The sequence below is a fragment of the Streptomyces sp. SGAir0957 genome (assembly GCF_043523415.1).
The window spans coordinates 3726277-3741368 of record NZ_CP027293.1; the positions used below are offsets into that span (position 1 = coordinate 3726277).

The 15092-nt window shown below is 71.1% G+C and carries 15 protein-coding genes; 7 read left to right on the plus strand and 8 right to left on the minus strand.

Translation table 11 applies throughout. From position 1 onward, the window contains the following. Positions 1-324 precede the first annotated feature (324 nt). Positions 325-1320 (plus strand): acyl-CoA desaturase, encoded by a 996-nt coding sequence (locus C1N81_RS21575; protein ID WP_394431522.1) that lies wholly within the window; start codon positions 325-327, stop codon positions 1318-1320. Between the two features lie 23 nt (positions 1321-1343). Continuing rightward, positions 1344-2024, plus strand: a complete 681-nt coding sequence (locus tag C1N81_RS21580; protein ID WP_394431524.1) for a TetR family transcriptional regulator — start codon at positions 1344-1346, stop codon at positions 2022-2024. On the opposite strand, the gene C1N81_RS21585 is transcribed toward C1N81_RS21580, so the two are convergent. Together C1N81_RS21585 and C1N81_RS21590 are read right to left on the minus strand one after the other, a co-directional pair. Then, positions 2021-2386, minus strand: coding sequence for a VOC family protein (locus C1N81_RS21585; protein ID WP_394431526.1), 366 nt, complete (start codon positions 2384-2386; stop codon positions 2021-2023). The genes C1N81_RS21580 and C1N81_RS21585 overlap by 4 nt on opposite strands. Beyond that, complete coding sequence (locus C1N81_RS21590; RefSeq protein WP_394431528.1) at positions 2383-3234, minus strand: trans-aconitate 2-methyltransferase; 852 nt, start codon at positions 3232-3234, stop codon at positions 2383-2385. The genes C1N81_RS21585 and C1N81_RS21590 overlap by 4 nt, the downstream gene beginning before the upstream one ends. A gap of 88 nt (positions 3235-3322) precedes the next feature. Here C1N81_RS21590 and C1N81_RS21595 point away from each other — a divergent pair, with 88 nt between their 5' ends. Continuing rightward, positions 3323-3820 carry a MarR family winged helix-turn-helix transcriptional regulator gene (locus C1N81_RS21595; protein WP_361071929.1) on the plus strand — a complete coding sequence of 166 codons (498 nt, stop codon included), beginning with the start codon at positions 3323-3325 and terminating at the stop codon, positions 3818-3820. Between the two features lie 191 nt (positions 3821-4011). On the opposite strand, the gene C1N81_RS21600 is transcribed toward C1N81_RS21595, so the two are convergent. Further along, complete coding sequence (locus C1N81_RS21600; protein ID WP_394431530.1) at positions 4012-4761, minus strand: LuxR C-terminal-related transcriptional regulator; 750 nt, start codon at positions 4759-4761, stop codon at positions 4012-4014. Positions 4762-5059: 298 nt separating this feature from the next. On the opposite strand from C1N81_RS21600, the gene C1N81_RS21605 reads away from it, so the two are divergent. Next, a complete protein-coding gene (locus tag C1N81_RS21605) occupies positions 5060-5503 on the plus strand; it encodes a GNAT family N-acetyltransferase (RefSeq protein WP_394431532.1) in 444 nt (147 codons plus the stop codon). Between the two features lie 10 nt (positions 5504-5513). On the opposite strand, the gene galK is transcribed toward C1N81_RS21605, so the two are convergent. The 3 genes from galK to galT are packed head-to-tail and all read right to left on the minus strand — an operon-like array spanning position 5514 to position 8768. Further along, complete coding sequence (gene galK / locus C1N81_RS21610) at positions 5514-6686, minus strand: galactokinase (protein ID WP_394431534.1); 1173 nt, start codon at positions 6684-6686, stop codon at positions 5514-5516. A gap of 49 nt (positions 6687-6735) precedes the next feature. Continuing rightward, positions 6736-7704, minus strand: coding sequence for a UDP-glucose 4-epimerase GalE (gene galE, locus C1N81_RS21615; protein WP_394431535.1), 969 nt, complete (start codon positions 7702-7704; stop codon positions 6736-6738). After that, positions 7704-8768 (minus strand): galactose-1-phosphate uridylyltransferase, encoded by a 1065-nt coding sequence (galT, locus tag C1N81_RS21620; protein ID WP_394431537.1) that lies wholly within the window; start codon positions 8766-8768, stop codon positions 7704-7706. Before galT ends, galE begins: the two co-directional genes overlap by 1 nt. Before the next feature lie 218 nt (positions 8769-8986). Here galT and C1N81_RS21625 point away from each other — a divergent pair, with 218 nt between their 5' ends. Together C1N81_RS21625 and C1N81_RS21630 are read left to right on the plus strand one after the other, a co-directional pair. Beyond that, entirely contained in the window at positions 8987-10684 is a 1698-nt protein-coding gene (locus C1N81_RS21625) for a sodium:solute symporter family protein (protein WP_394431539.1), read from the plus strand. Between the two features lie 26 nt (positions 10685-10710). Beyond that, positions 10711-11001 (plus strand): hypothetical protein, encoded by a 291-nt coding sequence (locus C1N81_RS21630; protein ID WP_394431541.1) that lies wholly within the window; start codon positions 10711-10713, stop codon positions 10999-11001. Positions 11002-11283: 282 nt separating this feature from the next. On the opposite strand, the gene C1N81_RS21635 is transcribed toward C1N81_RS21630, so the two are convergent. Further along, positions 11284-12168 carry an alpha/beta fold hydrolase gene (locus C1N81_RS21635; protein WP_394431542.1) on the minus strand — a complete coding sequence of 295 codons (885 nt, stop codon included), beginning with the start codon at positions 12166-12168 and terminating at the stop codon, positions 11284-11286. Positions 12169-12288: 120 nt separating this feature from the next. Here C1N81_RS21635 and C1N81_RS21640 point away from each other — a divergent pair, with 120 nt between their 5' ends. Continuing rightward, on the plus strand, positions 12289-14193 hold the full coding sequence (locus tag C1N81_RS21640; protein WP_394431544.1) for a BTAD domain-containing putative transcriptional regulator: 1905 nt from the start codon (positions 12289-12291) through the stop codon (positions 14191-14193). Positions 14194-14358: 165 nt separating this feature from the next. Here C1N81_RS21640 and C1N81_RS21645 read toward each other — a convergent pair whose 3' ends face one another. Then, positions 14359-15084 (minus strand): helix-turn-helix transcriptional regulator, encoded by a 726-nt coding sequence (locus tag C1N81_RS21645; protein WP_394431546.1) that lies wholly within the window; start codon positions 15082-15084, stop codon positions 14359-14361. Positions 15085-15092 lie beyond the last annotated feature (8 nt).

Sequence of the window (15092 nt, forward strand, 5' to 3'; positions counted from 1 at the left end):
TAGAAGTCCCGGGTGGAGATTCAGAGCGGACCGCGCTGTCCGACCGTTTCCAAGGATATGTGCCCGTGCTCGCGGCGCTGCCCGGGGCCTCGTGGCGCCCGGATACACGCCGCTACGCTTACGACCCCGTAAGTTACGGAACCGTAGGGATGACGGAGCCTTCCGTGGATCTCCTGGGATCTCCGTTGATCTCGGTGGAACTCCTCACCAGTCCCGGCCCCTCTCAACCCTCCTCGACCCTCCCGACGCCCCCTTCGACCCGCTTCGACCCCGTTGCCCCCCACGCTCAGCCCGTGACCCGACCCTCGACGTACAGGGGACCCCATGGCCACACGTTCCGACGTGATCGAAGACGCTCCGCAAGGGGCGCCCCGACCCTCCACCGCACCACCCCCGCCCGCGACCCTCGGCGGTGAGCAGAAGCGCTCCGTGGAGCAGTTCGCGCTGCTCCTCTTCATCGTCGTGCCGTTCGTCGCCCTGTGCGCGGCGGTGCCGCTGGCCTGGGGCTGGGGCGTGAGCTGGCTCGACCTCGGGCTGCTCGTGTTCTTCTACTACCTCGGGTGTCACGGCATCACGATCGGCTTCCACCGCTACTTCACGCACGGCTCCTTCAAGGCGAAGCGCCCGCTGCGCATCGCGCTCGCCGTCGCCGGTTCCATGGCGGTCGAAGGCCCGCTGGTGCGCTGGGTGGCGGACCACCGCAAGCACCACAAGTTCTCCGACGCGGAGGGCGACCCGCACTCGCCGTGGCGCTACGGGGAGGACCTGCCGGCCCTGATGAAGGGCCTGTGGTGGGCGCACATGGGCTGGATGTTCGACGAGGAGCAGACCTCGCAGGAGAAGTACGCGCCCGACCTGATCAAGGACCCTGCGCTGCGCGCGATCTCCCGCCAGTTCGTCCTGTGGACGTCGCTCTCGCTGCTGCTTCCCGCCCTGATCGGCGGTCTGGTGACGATGTCGTGGTGGGGGGCGTTCACGGCGTTCTTCTGGGGTTCGCTCGTCCGGGTGGCATTGCTGCACCACGTCACGTGGTCGATCAACTCGATCTGCCACGCGGTCGGCAAGCGCCCCTTCAAGTCCCGCGACCGCTCGGGCAACGTGTGGTGGCTGGCCGTCCTCTCCTGCGGCGAGTCCTGGCACAACCTGCACCACGCCGACCCGACCTCGGCCCGGCACGGCGTGCTCCGCGGCCAGATCGACTCCTCGGCCCGCTTCATCCGCTGGTTCGAACAGCTGGGCTGGGCGCACGACGTGCGCTGGCCGTCCAAGGAGCGGATCGAGCGCCGCAGGGCCGAGGCAGAGGTACCCGACACCGCGTGAGTGGGGCCAGGCATGATGGGAGTGTGGCGACCGACTCAAGCACCTCCAGCAGCGCGAGCAGCGACCGGCCCGACAAGCCCCGGCGTACGCGCCGGACGCGGATGACGGGAGCCGAACGCCGTCAGCAGCTGCTGGAGATCGGCCGCACGCTCTTCGCCGCGAAGGGTTTCGAGGGCACGTCGGTGGAGGAGATCGCGGCGAAGGCCGGGGTCTCCAAGCCGATGGTGTACGAGCACTTCGGCGGCAAGGAGGGCCTGTACGCGGTCGTCGTGGACCGGGAGATGCGCCAGCTCCTCGACATGGTCACCAGCTCCCTGACCGCCGGGCACCCGCGCGAACTGTGCGAGCAGGCCGCGTTCGCGCTCCTCGACTACATCGAGGAGTACACGGACGGCTTCCGCATCCTCGTCCGCGACTCCCCCATCCCGCAGTCCACGGGCTCGTTCGCCTCGCTGATCTCCGACATCGCCACACAGGTCGAGGACATTCTGGGCCGCGAGTTCAAGGCCCGCGGCTTCGACTCCAAGCTGGCCCCGCTGTACGCGCAGGCGCTGGTCGGCATGGTCGCCCTCACGGGCCAGTGGTGGCTGGACGCCCGCAAGCCGAAGAAGGCGGAGGTCGCGGCGCACCTGGTGAACCTGGCATGGCACGGCCTGGACGGCCTGGAGCCGAAGCCGCGCCTGATAGGCCACCGGAAGAGCTAGCGCGCGGGCTCCAGGAATTCGAGCCGGTTGCCGACGGGATCGGCGCAGTAGAAGCGCCGGTACCCGGGCAGCAGCCCGTCGTCCCAGGTGACGCGGGTTCCCCGGGCGGTGAGCCGCGCCGCGTACGCCTCGATGTCCCGGACGAGCAGCCCTGGATGCGCCTTACGGGCGGCCCGGAAGGGCTCCTCCACACCGAGATGCAGCCGGGCGCTCCCCGCCTCGAACCAGCAGCCGCCGCGCGCCACGAGCGCCGGCGGCTTCGGCGTCTCGGTCATGCCGAGGGTGCCGGCGTAGAAGGCGCGCAGGACGTCCTCGCTCCCGGCGGGCACGGCGAGCTGGACGTGCTCCATTCCGGTGATCACGCTTCGCCCGCCCCTTCGACCGCTCCTCTGACCGCCCCTTTGACCGCCACGACGAAGATCCGGCGGAACGGGAGCACGGTGCCGTGCGGCGTCGCCGGATACGCCTCGCGCAGCAGATCGCGGTAGGCGCCGACGAAGGCGTCACGCGCGTCCGGGTCGTCGGCGAGGGCGGTGAGGACGGGTCGCAGCCCGGTCCCCTTCACCCAGTCCAGAACGGGATCGTCCCCGGTCAGCAGATGCGCGTACGTGGTCTCCCAGGCGTCCACCGCGCAGCCGAGCCCGGTGAGCCGCTCCAGGTAGGCGGCGGGGGTCAGCACGGCGTCACCGTGGCGCAGCACCCCGGCCAGCCGGTCCCGCCAGGGCGCGGAGGCGGCGAGGTCCCGCATGAGTACGTGGCTGGGGGCGTCGAAGTTGCCGGGCACCTGGAAGGCGAAGGTCCCGCCGGGCGCGAGGGCGTCCAGGAGCGCGGGGAAGGCGTCGGCGTGGTCCGGGACCCATTGCAGCGTGGCGTTGGAGGCGATGAGGTCGTACGTCTCCGGGGGCGTCCAGTGCCGCAGGTCGGCGGGGGCGAAGTCGATGCGGCCGCCCTCGCTCGTCGGCCCGGCGTACCGCTCGGCCTTGTGGAGCATCTCGGGTGAGTTGTCGTAGCCGGTGACGTGGGCGGTGGGCCAGCGGTCGGCGAGGAGCGTGGTGACGTTGCCGGGGCCGCAGCCCAGGTCCGCGATCCGGGGCGGGTCGTTCGGCAGGGCCGGGACGCGGGCGAGGAGGTCGGTGTAGGGGCGCGCGCGGTGGTCGGCGTGGCGCAGGTACTGGTCGGGGTCCCAGGTGGGAGACGTGGAGGAAGCCATGGGGCCAGGGTCCCGCCGCATGTCTCTCGACGTCAAGTAACTTGACATCAAGAGACTTCACGTCGACACACCCCCTACACTGATCGTCATGGAGGACGAGGTCGACCGCTTGGTCGCAGCGTGGCGCCGGGAGCGCCCCGACCTCGACGTGGAGCCCCTCGAGGTGCTCAGTCGGGTCAGCAGGCTGGCGCGCCATCTCGACCGTGCGCGGCGGCTCGCGTTCGCCGAGCATCAGCTGGAGCCGTGGGAGTTCGACGTCCTCACGTCCCTGCGGCGCGCCGGCGCCCCCTACCAGCTCTCCCCCGGTCAGCTGCTGACGCAGACCCTCGTCACGTCCGGCACCATGACCAACCGCATCGACCGCCTCGCCAAGAAGGGCCTCGTCGAGCGCCTCCCCGACCCGAGCGACCGGCGCGGCGTCCTCGTCCGCCTCACGCCCGAGGGGCGGGACCGGGCGGACCAGGCCCTGGCCGGGCTGCTCGCGCAGGAGCGGGCGATTCTGGCGGAGCTTTCGCGCTCCGAGCGGGGGGAACTGGCGTCGCTTCTGCGGCAGTTGACGGCCCCGTTCGACAACATTCCTGGGTGACGGGCCCTCCGGGGTTTCCGGGTGCGGCGCCGTCGTGGCTGGTCGCGCAGTTCCCCGCGCCCCTGAGGCATGCGGCTTCGCCGCAGCCCCATGAAAGGGCGCACGCAGTGCGCCTTTCGGAGGCGCGGGGAACTGCGCGAGCAGCCACGACGCAGCCGCACCCGGCATAACGACCCCGCACGCGCAGGGACTCAGCTGGCCGCCTCCAGGTCGACCGGCCCCACACCCGCCCGGCGCGCCAGCGCAACCGCGGCCAGCGTGGAGTGCACCCCCAGCTTCCCGAGCACGTTCTGCATATGCGTCCGCACGGTGTGCGGCGAAAGGAACAGCCGCTCGGCGACAGCCTTGCGCCCGAGCCCCGCGACCATGCACCGCAGCACCTCGCGCTCGCGCGGCGTGAGGGATTCGACGAGCCGCTCGGACTCGGTCCGGTGCTTGCGCGCCGCGGTCAGCTCGCGCAGCACACCCGTGAGCAGCGCCGGAGGCAGATGTGTCTCGTCCCGCAACACTCCCCGGATCACCGTGAGCAGCCGCGAGAGGGAGCAGTCCTTCGCGACCCACCCGGACGCCCCGGCCTGGAGGGCGAGCGCGGCGCGCCGCGGATCGTCCCGCTCGGCCAGCACCACCGTACGGACGGCCGGCTGCCCGGAGCGGACGCCCGCGACCAGGGAGATCCCGTCGACGAGGCCTTCTTGTGCGGGCCCGTCGGGCACGACGGTCGGTGGCCGCATGCCTTGCATGGACGCCGCGCCCAGGTCGGCGTCGACAAGCAGCACATCGAATCTGCGCCCTTCGGCGGCGCCCCGGTCGAGGCTGCGCAGGGCGGCCGGGCCGCTGCCCGCGGCCGACACGTCGACGTCCGGCTCGGCGGCGAGCGCCGCGGCCAGGGACTCGGCGAAGATGCGATGGTCGTCGACGACCAGAACCCGGATTCGAACCACGTGATAACCCCCTTCCCCGCTCTCTCGTGGAGCGGGGGGTGCCTGATCGTCGGGGGTCGGATCAACGCGGGTACGGCGCCCGGTGTGCGGGTCACCGCGGTCGCACGGCCGCCGCCGTGTCGGTTCCGCTACCCCCACCCCGGGCGTCGTACCCGGCTGTCTCGCCCCCTGATCAACACCGGCCCCCACCGGTGTTGTCCCTCAGAGTAGGGCTGCGCGGCAGGAGGGGAAGGCAATTCACAGAACTGGTTACCCGTTGGCCGGTCCATGACTGTCCGGCGCGTTTAGGGTGTGGCACATGTTTCGCATTGAGACAGAAGTCGACAAAGAGCGCCGCCTTCTGCTCCGGTCGCTGCTCGCGGACGCCAACACGGCGGCGTCCCCCGTCCTGCGCGATCTGCGCGGGACGCCCGGCGACCGCGAAACCCCTCTTCAGGTGTGGGCCCTGGCGGAGGACGGCTCACTGGCCGCAGGCCTGGACGCGCACACCTGGGCGACCTGGCTGCACGTGAACCTGCTCTGGGTCGACGACCGCAGGCGCGGCGCGGGCCTCGGCTCCCGGCTCCTCGCGGAGGCGGAGCGGATCGCCGTCGAGGAGCACGGCTGCGTCAACGCGCGCGTGGAGACCTGGGATTTCCAGGCCCCCGGATTCTACCGGCAGCACGGGTACGACGTGGTCGCGGTGGTGCCGGACTATCCGCCGGGGGTCAAGGAGTTCACGCTGACGAAGCGGCTGAACTGAACCGCACGGTTCAGGACACCCGGTGCGCGCCCGGCGACGGCACCGCCGGGAACACGCGCGGCACGGTGTATCCGGCCTCTTCGAACGCCGTCAGGACCGCCTTGGTGACGGCGTCCGCGTCGTCGCTCTCCACGAGGACGACCGCCGAGCCGCCGAATCCGCCGCCCGTCATACGGGAGCCGAGCGCGCCCGCCGCGTTGGCCGTCGCGACGACGAGGTCCAGCTCGGGGCAGGAGATGCGCAGGTCGTCGCGGAGCGAGCGGTGCCCGTCGGTGAGGATGGCGCCTATCGCGCGGACGTCGGCGGAGTCGCCGGTGTCGAGCAGGGCGATGGTCCGCTCGACGCGGTGGTCGTCGGAGACGACGTGGCGGACGTAGCGGACGACCTTCTCGTCCACCTCCGCCCGCTCCAATGTGGCGAGCGCCGCGTCGAGTTCGGCGTACGGGACGTCGCGGAGGTGCGATACGCCGAGGACGCGCGCGCCCTCCTCGCAGCCCGCGCGGCGTTCCGCATACGCCCCGTCGCCCAGTTCGTGCTTGACGCGGGTGTCGACGACGAGCAGCTGGAGCCCGTGCGCCGCGAGGTCGAACGGGACCTGCCGGGTGGACAGGTCGCGGCAGTCCAGGTGCAGGGCGTGGCCCTCGGTGGCGCAGGCGGACGCCATCTGGTCCATGACGCCGCAGGGGACGCCGACGAAGTCGTTCTCGGCGCGCTGCGACAGGACCGCCAACTCGGGTCCGGTGAGCCCGAGTTCGAAGATCTCGTTCAGCGCGTACGCCGTCACGACCTCCAGGGCCGCCGAGGACGACAGGCCCGCGCCCGTCGGCACCGTGGACGCAAGGTGCAGGTCGGCGCCGGTGATCGGGTGGCCCGCCGCGCGCAGCGCCCAGACGACGCCCGCCGGGTACGCGGCCCAGCCGCCCTGCCCGTACTTGGAGAGCGGGGTCAGGGCGTCGACGCGCAGTTCGGTGACGGGGGCGTCGATGTCGGCGGAGTGCAGGCGCAGGACGCCGTCCGTCCGCTTGGCGACCGCCGCGACCGCGGTGTGCGGCAGCGCGAGCGGCATGACGAAGCCCTCGTTGAAGTCGGTGTACTCGCCAATGAGGTTGACGCGGCCGGGGGCCGCCCACACCCCCGCGGGCTCGTACCCGTACAGGTCCTTGAACTGCGCGGCGACAGACATGTGTTGACTACCTACCCTGCTCCGACGAGTGGTGACTACTGGCGAGCGGCTACTGGCGCGCCTGGGCGAAGCGCCAGGCGTCGGCGACGATGTCCGCGAGGTCCGCGCGGGACGGGTTCCAGCCGAGGCGCTCGCGGGCGGTGGCGGCGGAGGCGACGAGGGTCGCCGGGTCGCCGCCGCGGCGCGGGGCCACGACCTCGGGGATCGGGTGCCCGGTGACCTTGCGGACGGTCTCGATGACCTCGCGGACCGAGAACCCGTTGCCGTTGCCGAGGTTGCAGATGAGGTGCTCGGCCGGGCGGGCGGCGCCGACGGCGAGGAGGTGGGCCTCGGCGAGGTCGGCGACGTGGATGTAGTCGCGGACGCAGGTGCCGTCGGGGGTCGGGTAGTCGTCGCCGTAGATCGAGATGGCGTCGCGGCGGCCCTGGGCGACCTGGAGGACGAGCGGGATGAGGTGCGACTCGGGGTCGTGACGCTCGCCGTACGCGCCGTAGGCACCGGCGACGTTGAAGTAGCGCAGGGAGACGGCGGCCAGGCCGTGCGCGGTCGCCTCGCCGCTGATCATGTGGTCGACGGCGAGCTTCGAGGCACCGTACGGGGAGGTCGGCGCGGTCGGGTCGGACTCGGTGATCGGCGTGTTGACGGGCTCGCCGTAGGTGGCCGCGGTGGAGGAGAAGACGAGCTTGCGCACGCCCGCGGAGCGCATCGCGGCGAGCAGCGCCATCGTCCCGCCGACGTTGTTGTCCCAGTACTTCTCGGGCTTCACGACGGACTCGCCGACCTGGGAGAACGCGGCGAAGTGCAGCACCGCGTCATAGGAGGAGTCCAGCCACTTCGAGGCGTCGCGGATGTCGCCCTCGATGAAGACGGCGCCCGCGGGCACGCCCTCACGGAAGCCGGTGGAGAGGTTGTCGAGAACCGTGACGTCGTGGCCCGCTTCGACGAGGTGCTGGGCGACGACGCTGCCGACGTACCCCGCACCACCCGTGACCATGTACTTCTGAACGGCCTTGCCCATTACTTGCTCGCTACCTCTCGCAGTCGCTCGGCCGCGGTCTCCGGCGGCACATCGTTGATGAACACGTTCATGCCGGATTCGGAACCCGCGAGAAACTTCAGCTTGCCGGAAGTGCGGCGGATGGTGAAAAGCTCGAGGTGGAGCGCGAAGTCGTCCCGGTTGACCCCTTCGAACTCCTCCAGCGTGCCGAACGGGGCCTGGTGCCACGCCGCGATGTACGGCGTCGGCGGCTCGTCCTCCCCGAAGATCCGGTCGAAGCGCTTCAAGAGTTCCAGGTAAATCTTGGGGAACTCTGTGCGCGCGTCGTCGTCGAGCCCGAGCAGGTCGGGGACCTGGCGCTTGGGGTAGAGGTGGACCTCGTAGGGCCAGTGGGCGGCGTACGGCACGAAGGCGACCCAGTGCTCGCCGTCGATGACGACGCGCGAGCCGTCCGCGATCTCCTTCTCGATCACGTCGGCGAAGAGGTTGCGGCCGCCGGTCTGCTCCTTGTGCTGCGCGAGGGAGCGGAGCATGAGGGCGGTGCGCGGGGTGGTGAAGGGGTAGCCGTAGATCTGCCCGTGCGGGTGGCCGAGGGTGACGCCGATCTCGGCGCCCCGGTTCTCGAAGCAGAAGACCTGCTCGACGGAGTCGAGGTGGGAGAGCTCTGCGGTGCGGTCGGTCCACGCGTCCAGGACGAGCCGCGCCTGGTCCTCGCTCAGGTCGGCGAAGGACTTGTCGTGGTCGGAGGTGAAGCAGACGACCTCGCAGCGGCCGGAGTCCCCGGCGAGCGAGGGGAACCGGTTCTCGAAGACGACGACGTCGTAGGTCGAGTCCGGGATCTCGCTGAGCCGCTCGCCCCGGGTCGGGCAGAGGGGGCACTGGTCGGCCGGCGGGTGGTAGGTGCGGCCCTGGCGGTGCGAGGCGATGGCGACCGAGTCGCCGAGCAGCGGGTCGCGGCGGATCTCGGAGGTGGTGACGGTGCGGTCGAGGGGGCGCCGGTCGACGGCCTCCCGTACGACGTCGTCGCGCGAGTCGTAGTAGATGAGCTCGCGCCCATCAGCCAGCCGGGTCGACGTCTTCTTCACGTCCGACACTCCTCATCGCGCCAACCAACATTCAAACAAACAGAACCAAACACAATGAAGCATAAGGCAACAGGGGCGTCAAGGGGCGCGCCGCGCATGGCCGAGTGCGAGTCCTCGATCACAATCAAACAAAGAACGTCATGAGAACTGTTCACTTATTGAACATAGGGGCGTAGGTTCCCGTCTGATTCAGTTCGCGCAACGAAGCGAGTTCCCCCATGCAGTCCCCCACACTGTCCGGCACGACAACCCTGGCCGAAGGGCTACGGCTGCCCACCAACGGCCTCGACTACGCGATCCTCGCGATCTACTTCGTCGTCGTCCTCGGCATCGGCTTCATGGCCCGCCGCTCGGTGAAGACGAGCCTCGACTTCTTCCTCTCCGGGCGCTCCCTGCCCGCCTGGGTCACGGGTCTCGCCTTCGTCGCCGCCAACCTGGGCGCCACCGAGATCCTCGGCATGGCCGCCAACGGCGCGCAGTACGGCGTCTACACCGTCCACTGGTACTGGATCGGCGCCATCCCGGCCATGGTCTTCCTCGGCCTGGTCATGATGCCGTTCTACTACTCGTCGAAGGTGCGCTCGGTCCCCGAGTTCCTGCTGCACCGCTTCGGCCCCTCCTCCCACCTGCTCTCCTCGATCATCTTCGCCGTCTCCTCGGTGCTGATCGCGGGCGTCAACCTGTACGCCATGGCGCTGGTCCTCAAGGCGCTGCTCGGCTGGCCGCAGTGGCTGGCCATCGTCATCGCGGGCCTGTTCGTCCTCGCGTACATCTCGATCGGCGGCCTCTCCTCGGCGATCTACAACGAGGTCCTGCAGTTCTTCGTCATCCTCGCCGCGCTGATCCCGCTGACGATCGTCGGCCTGAAGCGCGTGGGCGGCTGGGACGGCATCACGGACTCCCTCTCCAGCTCCCACGGCAACTCGTTCATGACGGCCTGGGACGGGACCGGCATCGGCTCCTCCAACCCGCTCGGCGCGAACTGGCTGACCATCGTGCTCGGCCTCGGCTTCGTCATGAGCTTCGGCTACTGGACGACCAACTTCGCCGAGGTGCAGCGCGCCCTCTCCGCGAAGAACCTCTCGGCGGCCAAGCGCACGCCGCTGATCGCCGCGTTCCCGAAGATCCTCATCCCGATGGTCGTGGTCGTGCCCGGCCTGATCGCCCTGGTGATGGAGCCCTCCCTCGGCAAGGGCGGCGCGGACGGCCTCCAGTACAACGACGCCATCCCGGTCCTCATGCGCGACCTGCTCCCGAACGGTGTCCTCGGCATCGCGGTGACCGGCCTCCTGGCCGCGTTCATGGCGGGCATGGCGGCCAACGTCTCGTCGTTCAACACCGTCTTCACGAACGACATCTGGGGCGCGTACGTCAAGAAGGACCGCAGCGACGCGTACTACCTGAAGACCGGCCGGGTCGTCACCGCCGTCGGCGTCTTCATCGGCATGGGCACGGCGTTCATCGCGGGCAGCTTCAGCAACATCATGAACTACCTGCAGACGCTGTTCTCCTTCTTCAACGTGCCGCTGTTCGTCGTCTTCATCATCGGCATGTTCTGGAAGCGCACCTCGGCCGCGGCCGGCTTCTGGGGCCTCCTCTCCGGCACCGTCGCCGCCATGGTGAACTACTTCTGGTTCTACAAGCAGGGCGTCATCTCGATCCCCTCCGACCAGGGCGCCAACTTCGTCTCCTCGATCGTCGCCTTCGTGGTCGGCGGCGTCGTGATGTTCGTCGTCACTCTCTTCACCAAGTCCAAGCCCGCCGAGGAACTGGCCGGCCTGGTCTACGGCACGAAGGCCCCCGGCCTGGAAGAGCCGCCGGCCGAGGGTGACGACGCCTGGTACCGCAAGCCGGCCCTCCTGGGCTGGGGCGCGATCGCCCTCGCCGTCATCTGCTACATCCCGTTCTCCTTCTGAGGCCCCAGGTACACGAGGTACACGACATGAGCGACCACAAGAACCAGCACGTGGACGAGGTGGACCAGCTGGAGGCCAAGTCGGCGACGGCCGCCCGCCTCTTCGACGTGCGCCGCATCATCGGCGGACTCTTCGTGGTGTACGGGATCATCGTCACGATCGCGGGCATCACGGCATCCGACGCGGACCTCAAGAAGGCCCAGGACATCAACATCAACCTCTGGACGGGCATCGGCATGCTCGCGCTCGGAGTCTTCTTCCTGGTCTGGCTGAAGCTGCGGCCGACGGCGCCGCCCACGCCGGAGGAGTCGGAGTAACTCCGTCCGGGCGGGTTGTTCAAGGGCCGGGGTTCATCGCTTGGCGGCGGTGGGCCCCGGCCCTTCGACGTACTCACCGCCGAACGCACGAATCCCGCCCTGCCATGGTGGCGGAGCGGGACTCGGAGTGGAGCGCCGGGCAGGCCTTGCACCTGCATTTCCCCACAGGAAGTGGGGCGTCTTTCCTTAGACGACCAACGCATTGTCCGGTGGCCGCTGTTGCGGTGCCGGACAAGATCCACTGTAGCCCGGAGAAACGGATTTGGCGAGTCCTGTCACGGGTCAGCGCCTCAGCAGCGCCCTGATCGTGTCCGTCACCTCGTCCGGCGCCGCCTCCGCCATGAAGTGGCCCGCCCGCGTCAGCCGGTGATCCAGGTCCGGGGCCCACGCCCGCCACACCCCCGCCGCGTCGTAGCCGAGCTGCGCGCCCCAGTCCTGCTGCATGACCGTGACGGGCATGGCGAGTTGGGAGCCCGCGTCCAGGTCCGCCTGGTCGTGCGTGACGTCGATGGTCGCCGAGGCCCGGTAGTCCGCCACGATCGAGGGGACCGCCGCCGCACTGGCCCGCAGGTATGCGGCCCGTACCGGGTCCGGCAGCGCCGAGGGGTCCACGGACCAGGCGTCCAGGAACGAGCCGAAGAACGTGTCCGCGCTGCCCGCGATCAGCGCCTCCGGGACGCCGGGCGGCTGCGCCATCAAGTACAGGTGCCAGGCGACCGCCGCCTGGACGCCGTGCAGGACGTTCCACATGTCCAGGGTCGGGACGACGTCCAGGATGCCCAGATGGGTGATGGCCTCCGGATGGTCGAGGCCCGCGCGGAAGGCGACCAGGGCGCCCCTGTCGTGGCCGACGAGGGCGAAGCGGTCGTGGCCCAGGGCGGCGGCCGCCCGGACCACGTCGGCCGCCATCGTCCGCTTCGCGTAGACGTCCGGGTCCGTGGCCCCCGGCTTGTCGCTCGCTCCGTAACCGCGCAGGTCGGGGCAGATCACCGTGTGGTCGGCGGCCAGTCGTTCCGCAACGTGGCGCCACATCAGACGGGTCTGCGGGAAGCCGTGCAGCAGGACCACCGGGGTGCCGGTGCCGCCGACGGCGACCGCCAGCTCCACGTCGTCCGTCGCACCCGGCAGGCGTACGTGTTCGAAGCAGGCGGGAAAGGTCTCTGTCATGTCGGGGCTCCTTCGAAGAGGCGGGCGTGACAAGCACTTCCTCCCGAGACTCCGGCACCCTGATCAGCAACCGATCAGTGCCCGTGCGCGCCACCCCGCCCCGCCCCGCACGATGGACCCATGCGAATCGACGTACTCGGCGCCGTACGTGCCCTCGACGACGACGGCAGCCCCGTGGAGCTGGGCGGGCCCCGGCACCGGGAGGTGCTCGGGCGGCTGGTCGCCGCCGAAGGGCGGATGGTCAGTACCGACACCCTGGTCGACGACCTGTGGGCCGCCGAACCGCCGGTCCGTGCCGTCGGCGCCCTGCGTACGTTCGTCGCCGCCCTGCGCCGCGCCCTCGAACCCGACCGGCCGCCCCGCGACCCGCCGCGCCTCATCGTCACGGAGGGCCCCGGGTACGCGTTGCGGGTGGCGCGTGAGGACATCGACGTCCAGCGCTACGAGGACACCCTGAGGCGGGCCCGCGGGAACCCGGCCGCCGTGGACGGCCTTTCCGCCGCGCTCGCCTCCTGGCGCGGCCCCGCCTACGCCGACGTAGCCGACTCCGCGTGGGCCCGGCGCGAGCGGGCCCGGCTGGAAGAGCTGCGGCTGGAGGGGCTGGAGTTGCGGGCCCGCATCCTTCTCGACCGGGGGGACGGGGCCGATCTCGTCGCCGGCCTGGACGCACACGTCGCCGAGCACCCCTGGCGCGAGCCCGCCTGGGGGCTGCTCGCCCGCGCCCTGCACCGTGCGGGGCGCCGGGCCGACGCCCTCGCCTCGCTGCGGCGGGCCCGCGCCATGCTCGTCGGGCAGCTCGGGCTCGACCCGGGGCCCGGACTCCAGCGCCTGGAGACGGACCTCCTCAACGACTCCGTCAACCGCGAAGAGGCCACCGCACCACCCTTCACCGCCCGGCTCGGACCCCGTACCACCGTCGACCTCGCCCGCACCCTCGCCCTCGCGGGCGGCGACGCCCTCGTCCACGCGCGGCGCGACCGGCTCGCCGCCGCCCAGGCCGCCGAACGCACCGGGGATCTCCTCCTCACCGCCCGCATCATCGGCGCCTATGACGTGCCCGCGCTCTGGAGCCGCGCCGACGACCCCGCGCAGTCCCGGGCCGTCGTGGCCGCCGCCGAGCGCACGCTCGACGCCCTGGGGCCAGAAGGACCCGGCGATCTCCGCGTCCGCCTCCTCGCGACCATCGCCGTCGAGAGCCGCAGCGCCGATCTGACCCCGGCGGAGGCGCGCCGCGCGCAGCACGCGGCCCGGGAAGCCGAATCCCTGGCGCGCGAGGCCGGTGACCCCGCCCTGCTGGTCTTCGCCCTCAACGGTGTCTTCCTCCAGTCGTTCCACCGGTGCGGGCTCGCCCCCGTACGGGATCGGACCGGGGCCGAGATGCTCGACCTCGCCACCCACCACGACCTGCCGCGCTTCGCCGTGCTCGGGCGGCTCATCCGGTTGCAGTCCGCCTCCGCCCTTGGGGATCTCGACGCCGCCGCCGCGCACGCCGAGGCCGCCGAACGCCTCGCCTCCGCCATCGAGTCGCCGCTCGTGCCGGTCCTCGCCGACTGGTTCCGGGCCCGCGCCACCGCGGAAACGGACGCCGTCACCGCCGCCGCCCGCTACCGCGCCGCCGAGGACCGCCTCCGTACGGCCGGGATGCCGGGGCTGCACCGCGGCCTCCTCCCGCTGGCCGTCCTCGGTCTCCGGCTCCTCAACGACCGGCCCGCGCCCACCGATCCCCGGCTCGACTGGGGCCCGTACGAGCCCTGGGCGCGGCCTCTCGTCCTCCTCGCGAAGGGGCGGGAGGCGGACGCCCGTACGGCCTTGCGCGCCGTACCGGAACCGGAACACGACCATCTGCAGGAGGCCATGTGGTGTCTGACCGCCCGCGCCGGCGTGCTGCTCGGCGCGCGTGACCTCGCCGCCCGCGCCGCGGACGCCCTGCGTGACGCCCGTACCGAACACGCGGGCGCGGCCAGTGGGTTGGTCACCTTCGGGCCCGTGGCCCGGTACCTCGACGAGGTGGACGCGATGGCGTGAACGCACACGTCCCGCCCTGCCGAAGCGGCAGGGCGGGACGTGGAGTGGAGCGCCGGGCAGGCCTTGCACCTGCATTTCCCCACAGGAAGTGGGGCGTCTTTCCTTAGACGACCAACGCATCGTCCGGTGGCCGCTGTTGCGGTGCCGAACAAGATCAACTGTAACTCACGAATCCGGTTCTGGCGAGTCCGGAGCGGGAGACGAGGGGGAGGCCGCGGGCGCCGGGACCGGGCCCGCCCTGTCGAGGAGGCCGGTGCGCGCCGCGAGGGCCGCCGCCTCCAGGCGGGAGCCGACGCCGAGTTTCATCAGGACGCGCTGGACGTGCGTACGCGCCGTGGAGGGGGCGATGCCCATGCCGGCCGCGATGAGGCGGGTGTCCTCACCGTCCGCGACGCGGACCAGGACCTCGACCTCGCGCGGTGTCAGCATCTGGAGCAGGCGCTGCCCCTCGTCGTCGGGCTGGGCCGCCGGGTTCAGCAATTCGCTGAACGCGCCCTGGAGGAGGGCCGGCGCCACGGCCGCCTCGCCCGCTCTCGCCTTCATCAGGGCTCGTTCGACACCCTCTATGCGTTCGTCGTGGCGTACGTAGCCGGAGGCGCCGGCGGCGAAGGCGGCGGCGATGCCGCGCGGGGACGGGACGGGGCCGAGGACCACCACGGCCACCTGGGGGCGCTCCTTCTTGATGCGGACCACCGGGTCGAAGGTGCCGGGTTCGGCCGGGGTCGCGGTCCCGATGAGGCAGACCTCGGGCGCCCTGGATATGACGAGTTCGGCGGCGCCCGCGGCGGGCGCGGCCGCGGCGAGCACCCGGTGCCCGCGCAACTTGAGGGCCGAGGCGAGTGCCTCGGCGAGCAATCGGTGGTCGTCGACCACCATGAGCCGCACACCCATTGAGCAAA

Coding starts and splice junctions, on each gene's coding strand:
- C1N81_RS21575 (WP_394431522.1), top strand. CDS start 325: ATGGCCACACGTTCCGACGTGATCGAAGACGCTCCGCAAGGGGCGCCC.
- C1N81_RS21590 (WP_394431528.1), bottom strand. CDS start 3,234: ATGGCTTCCTCCACGTCTCCCACCTGGGACCCCGACCAGTACCTGCGC.
- C1N81_RS21595 (WP_361071929.1), top strand. CDS start 3,323: ATGGAGGACGAGGTCGACCGCTTGGTCGCAGCGTGGCGCCGGGAGCGC.
- C1N81_RS21605 (WP_394431532.1), top strand. CDS start 5,060: ATGTTTCGCATTGAGACAGAAGTCGACAAAGAGCGCCGCCTTCTGCTC.
- galK (WP_394431534.1), bottom strand. CDS start 6,686: ATGTCTGTCGCCGCGCAGTTCAAGGACCTGTACGGGTACGAGCCCGCG.
- galE (WP_394431535.1), bottom strand. CDS start 7,704: ATGGGCAAGGCCGTTCAGAAGTACATGGTCACGGGTGGTGCGGGGTAC.
- C1N81_RS21625 (WP_394431539.1), top strand. CDS start 8,987: ATGCAGTCCCCCACACTGTCCGGCACGACAACCCTGGCCGAAGGGCTA.
- C1N81_RS21630 (WP_394431541.1), top strand. CDS start 10,711: ATGAGCGACCACAAGAACCAGCACGTGGACGAGGTGGACCAGCTGGAG.
- C1N81_RS21635 (WP_394431542.1), bottom strand. CDS start 12,168: ATGACAGAGACCTTTCCCGCCTGCTTCGAACACGTACGCCTGCCGGGT.
- C1N81_RS21640 (WP_394431544.1), top strand. CDS start 12,289: ATGCGAATCGACGTACTCGGCGCCGTACGTGCCCTCGACGACGACGGC.
- C1N81_RS21645 (WP_394431546.1), bottom strand. CDS start 15,084: ATGGGTGTGCGGCTCATGGTGGTCGACGACCACCGATTGCTCGCCGAG.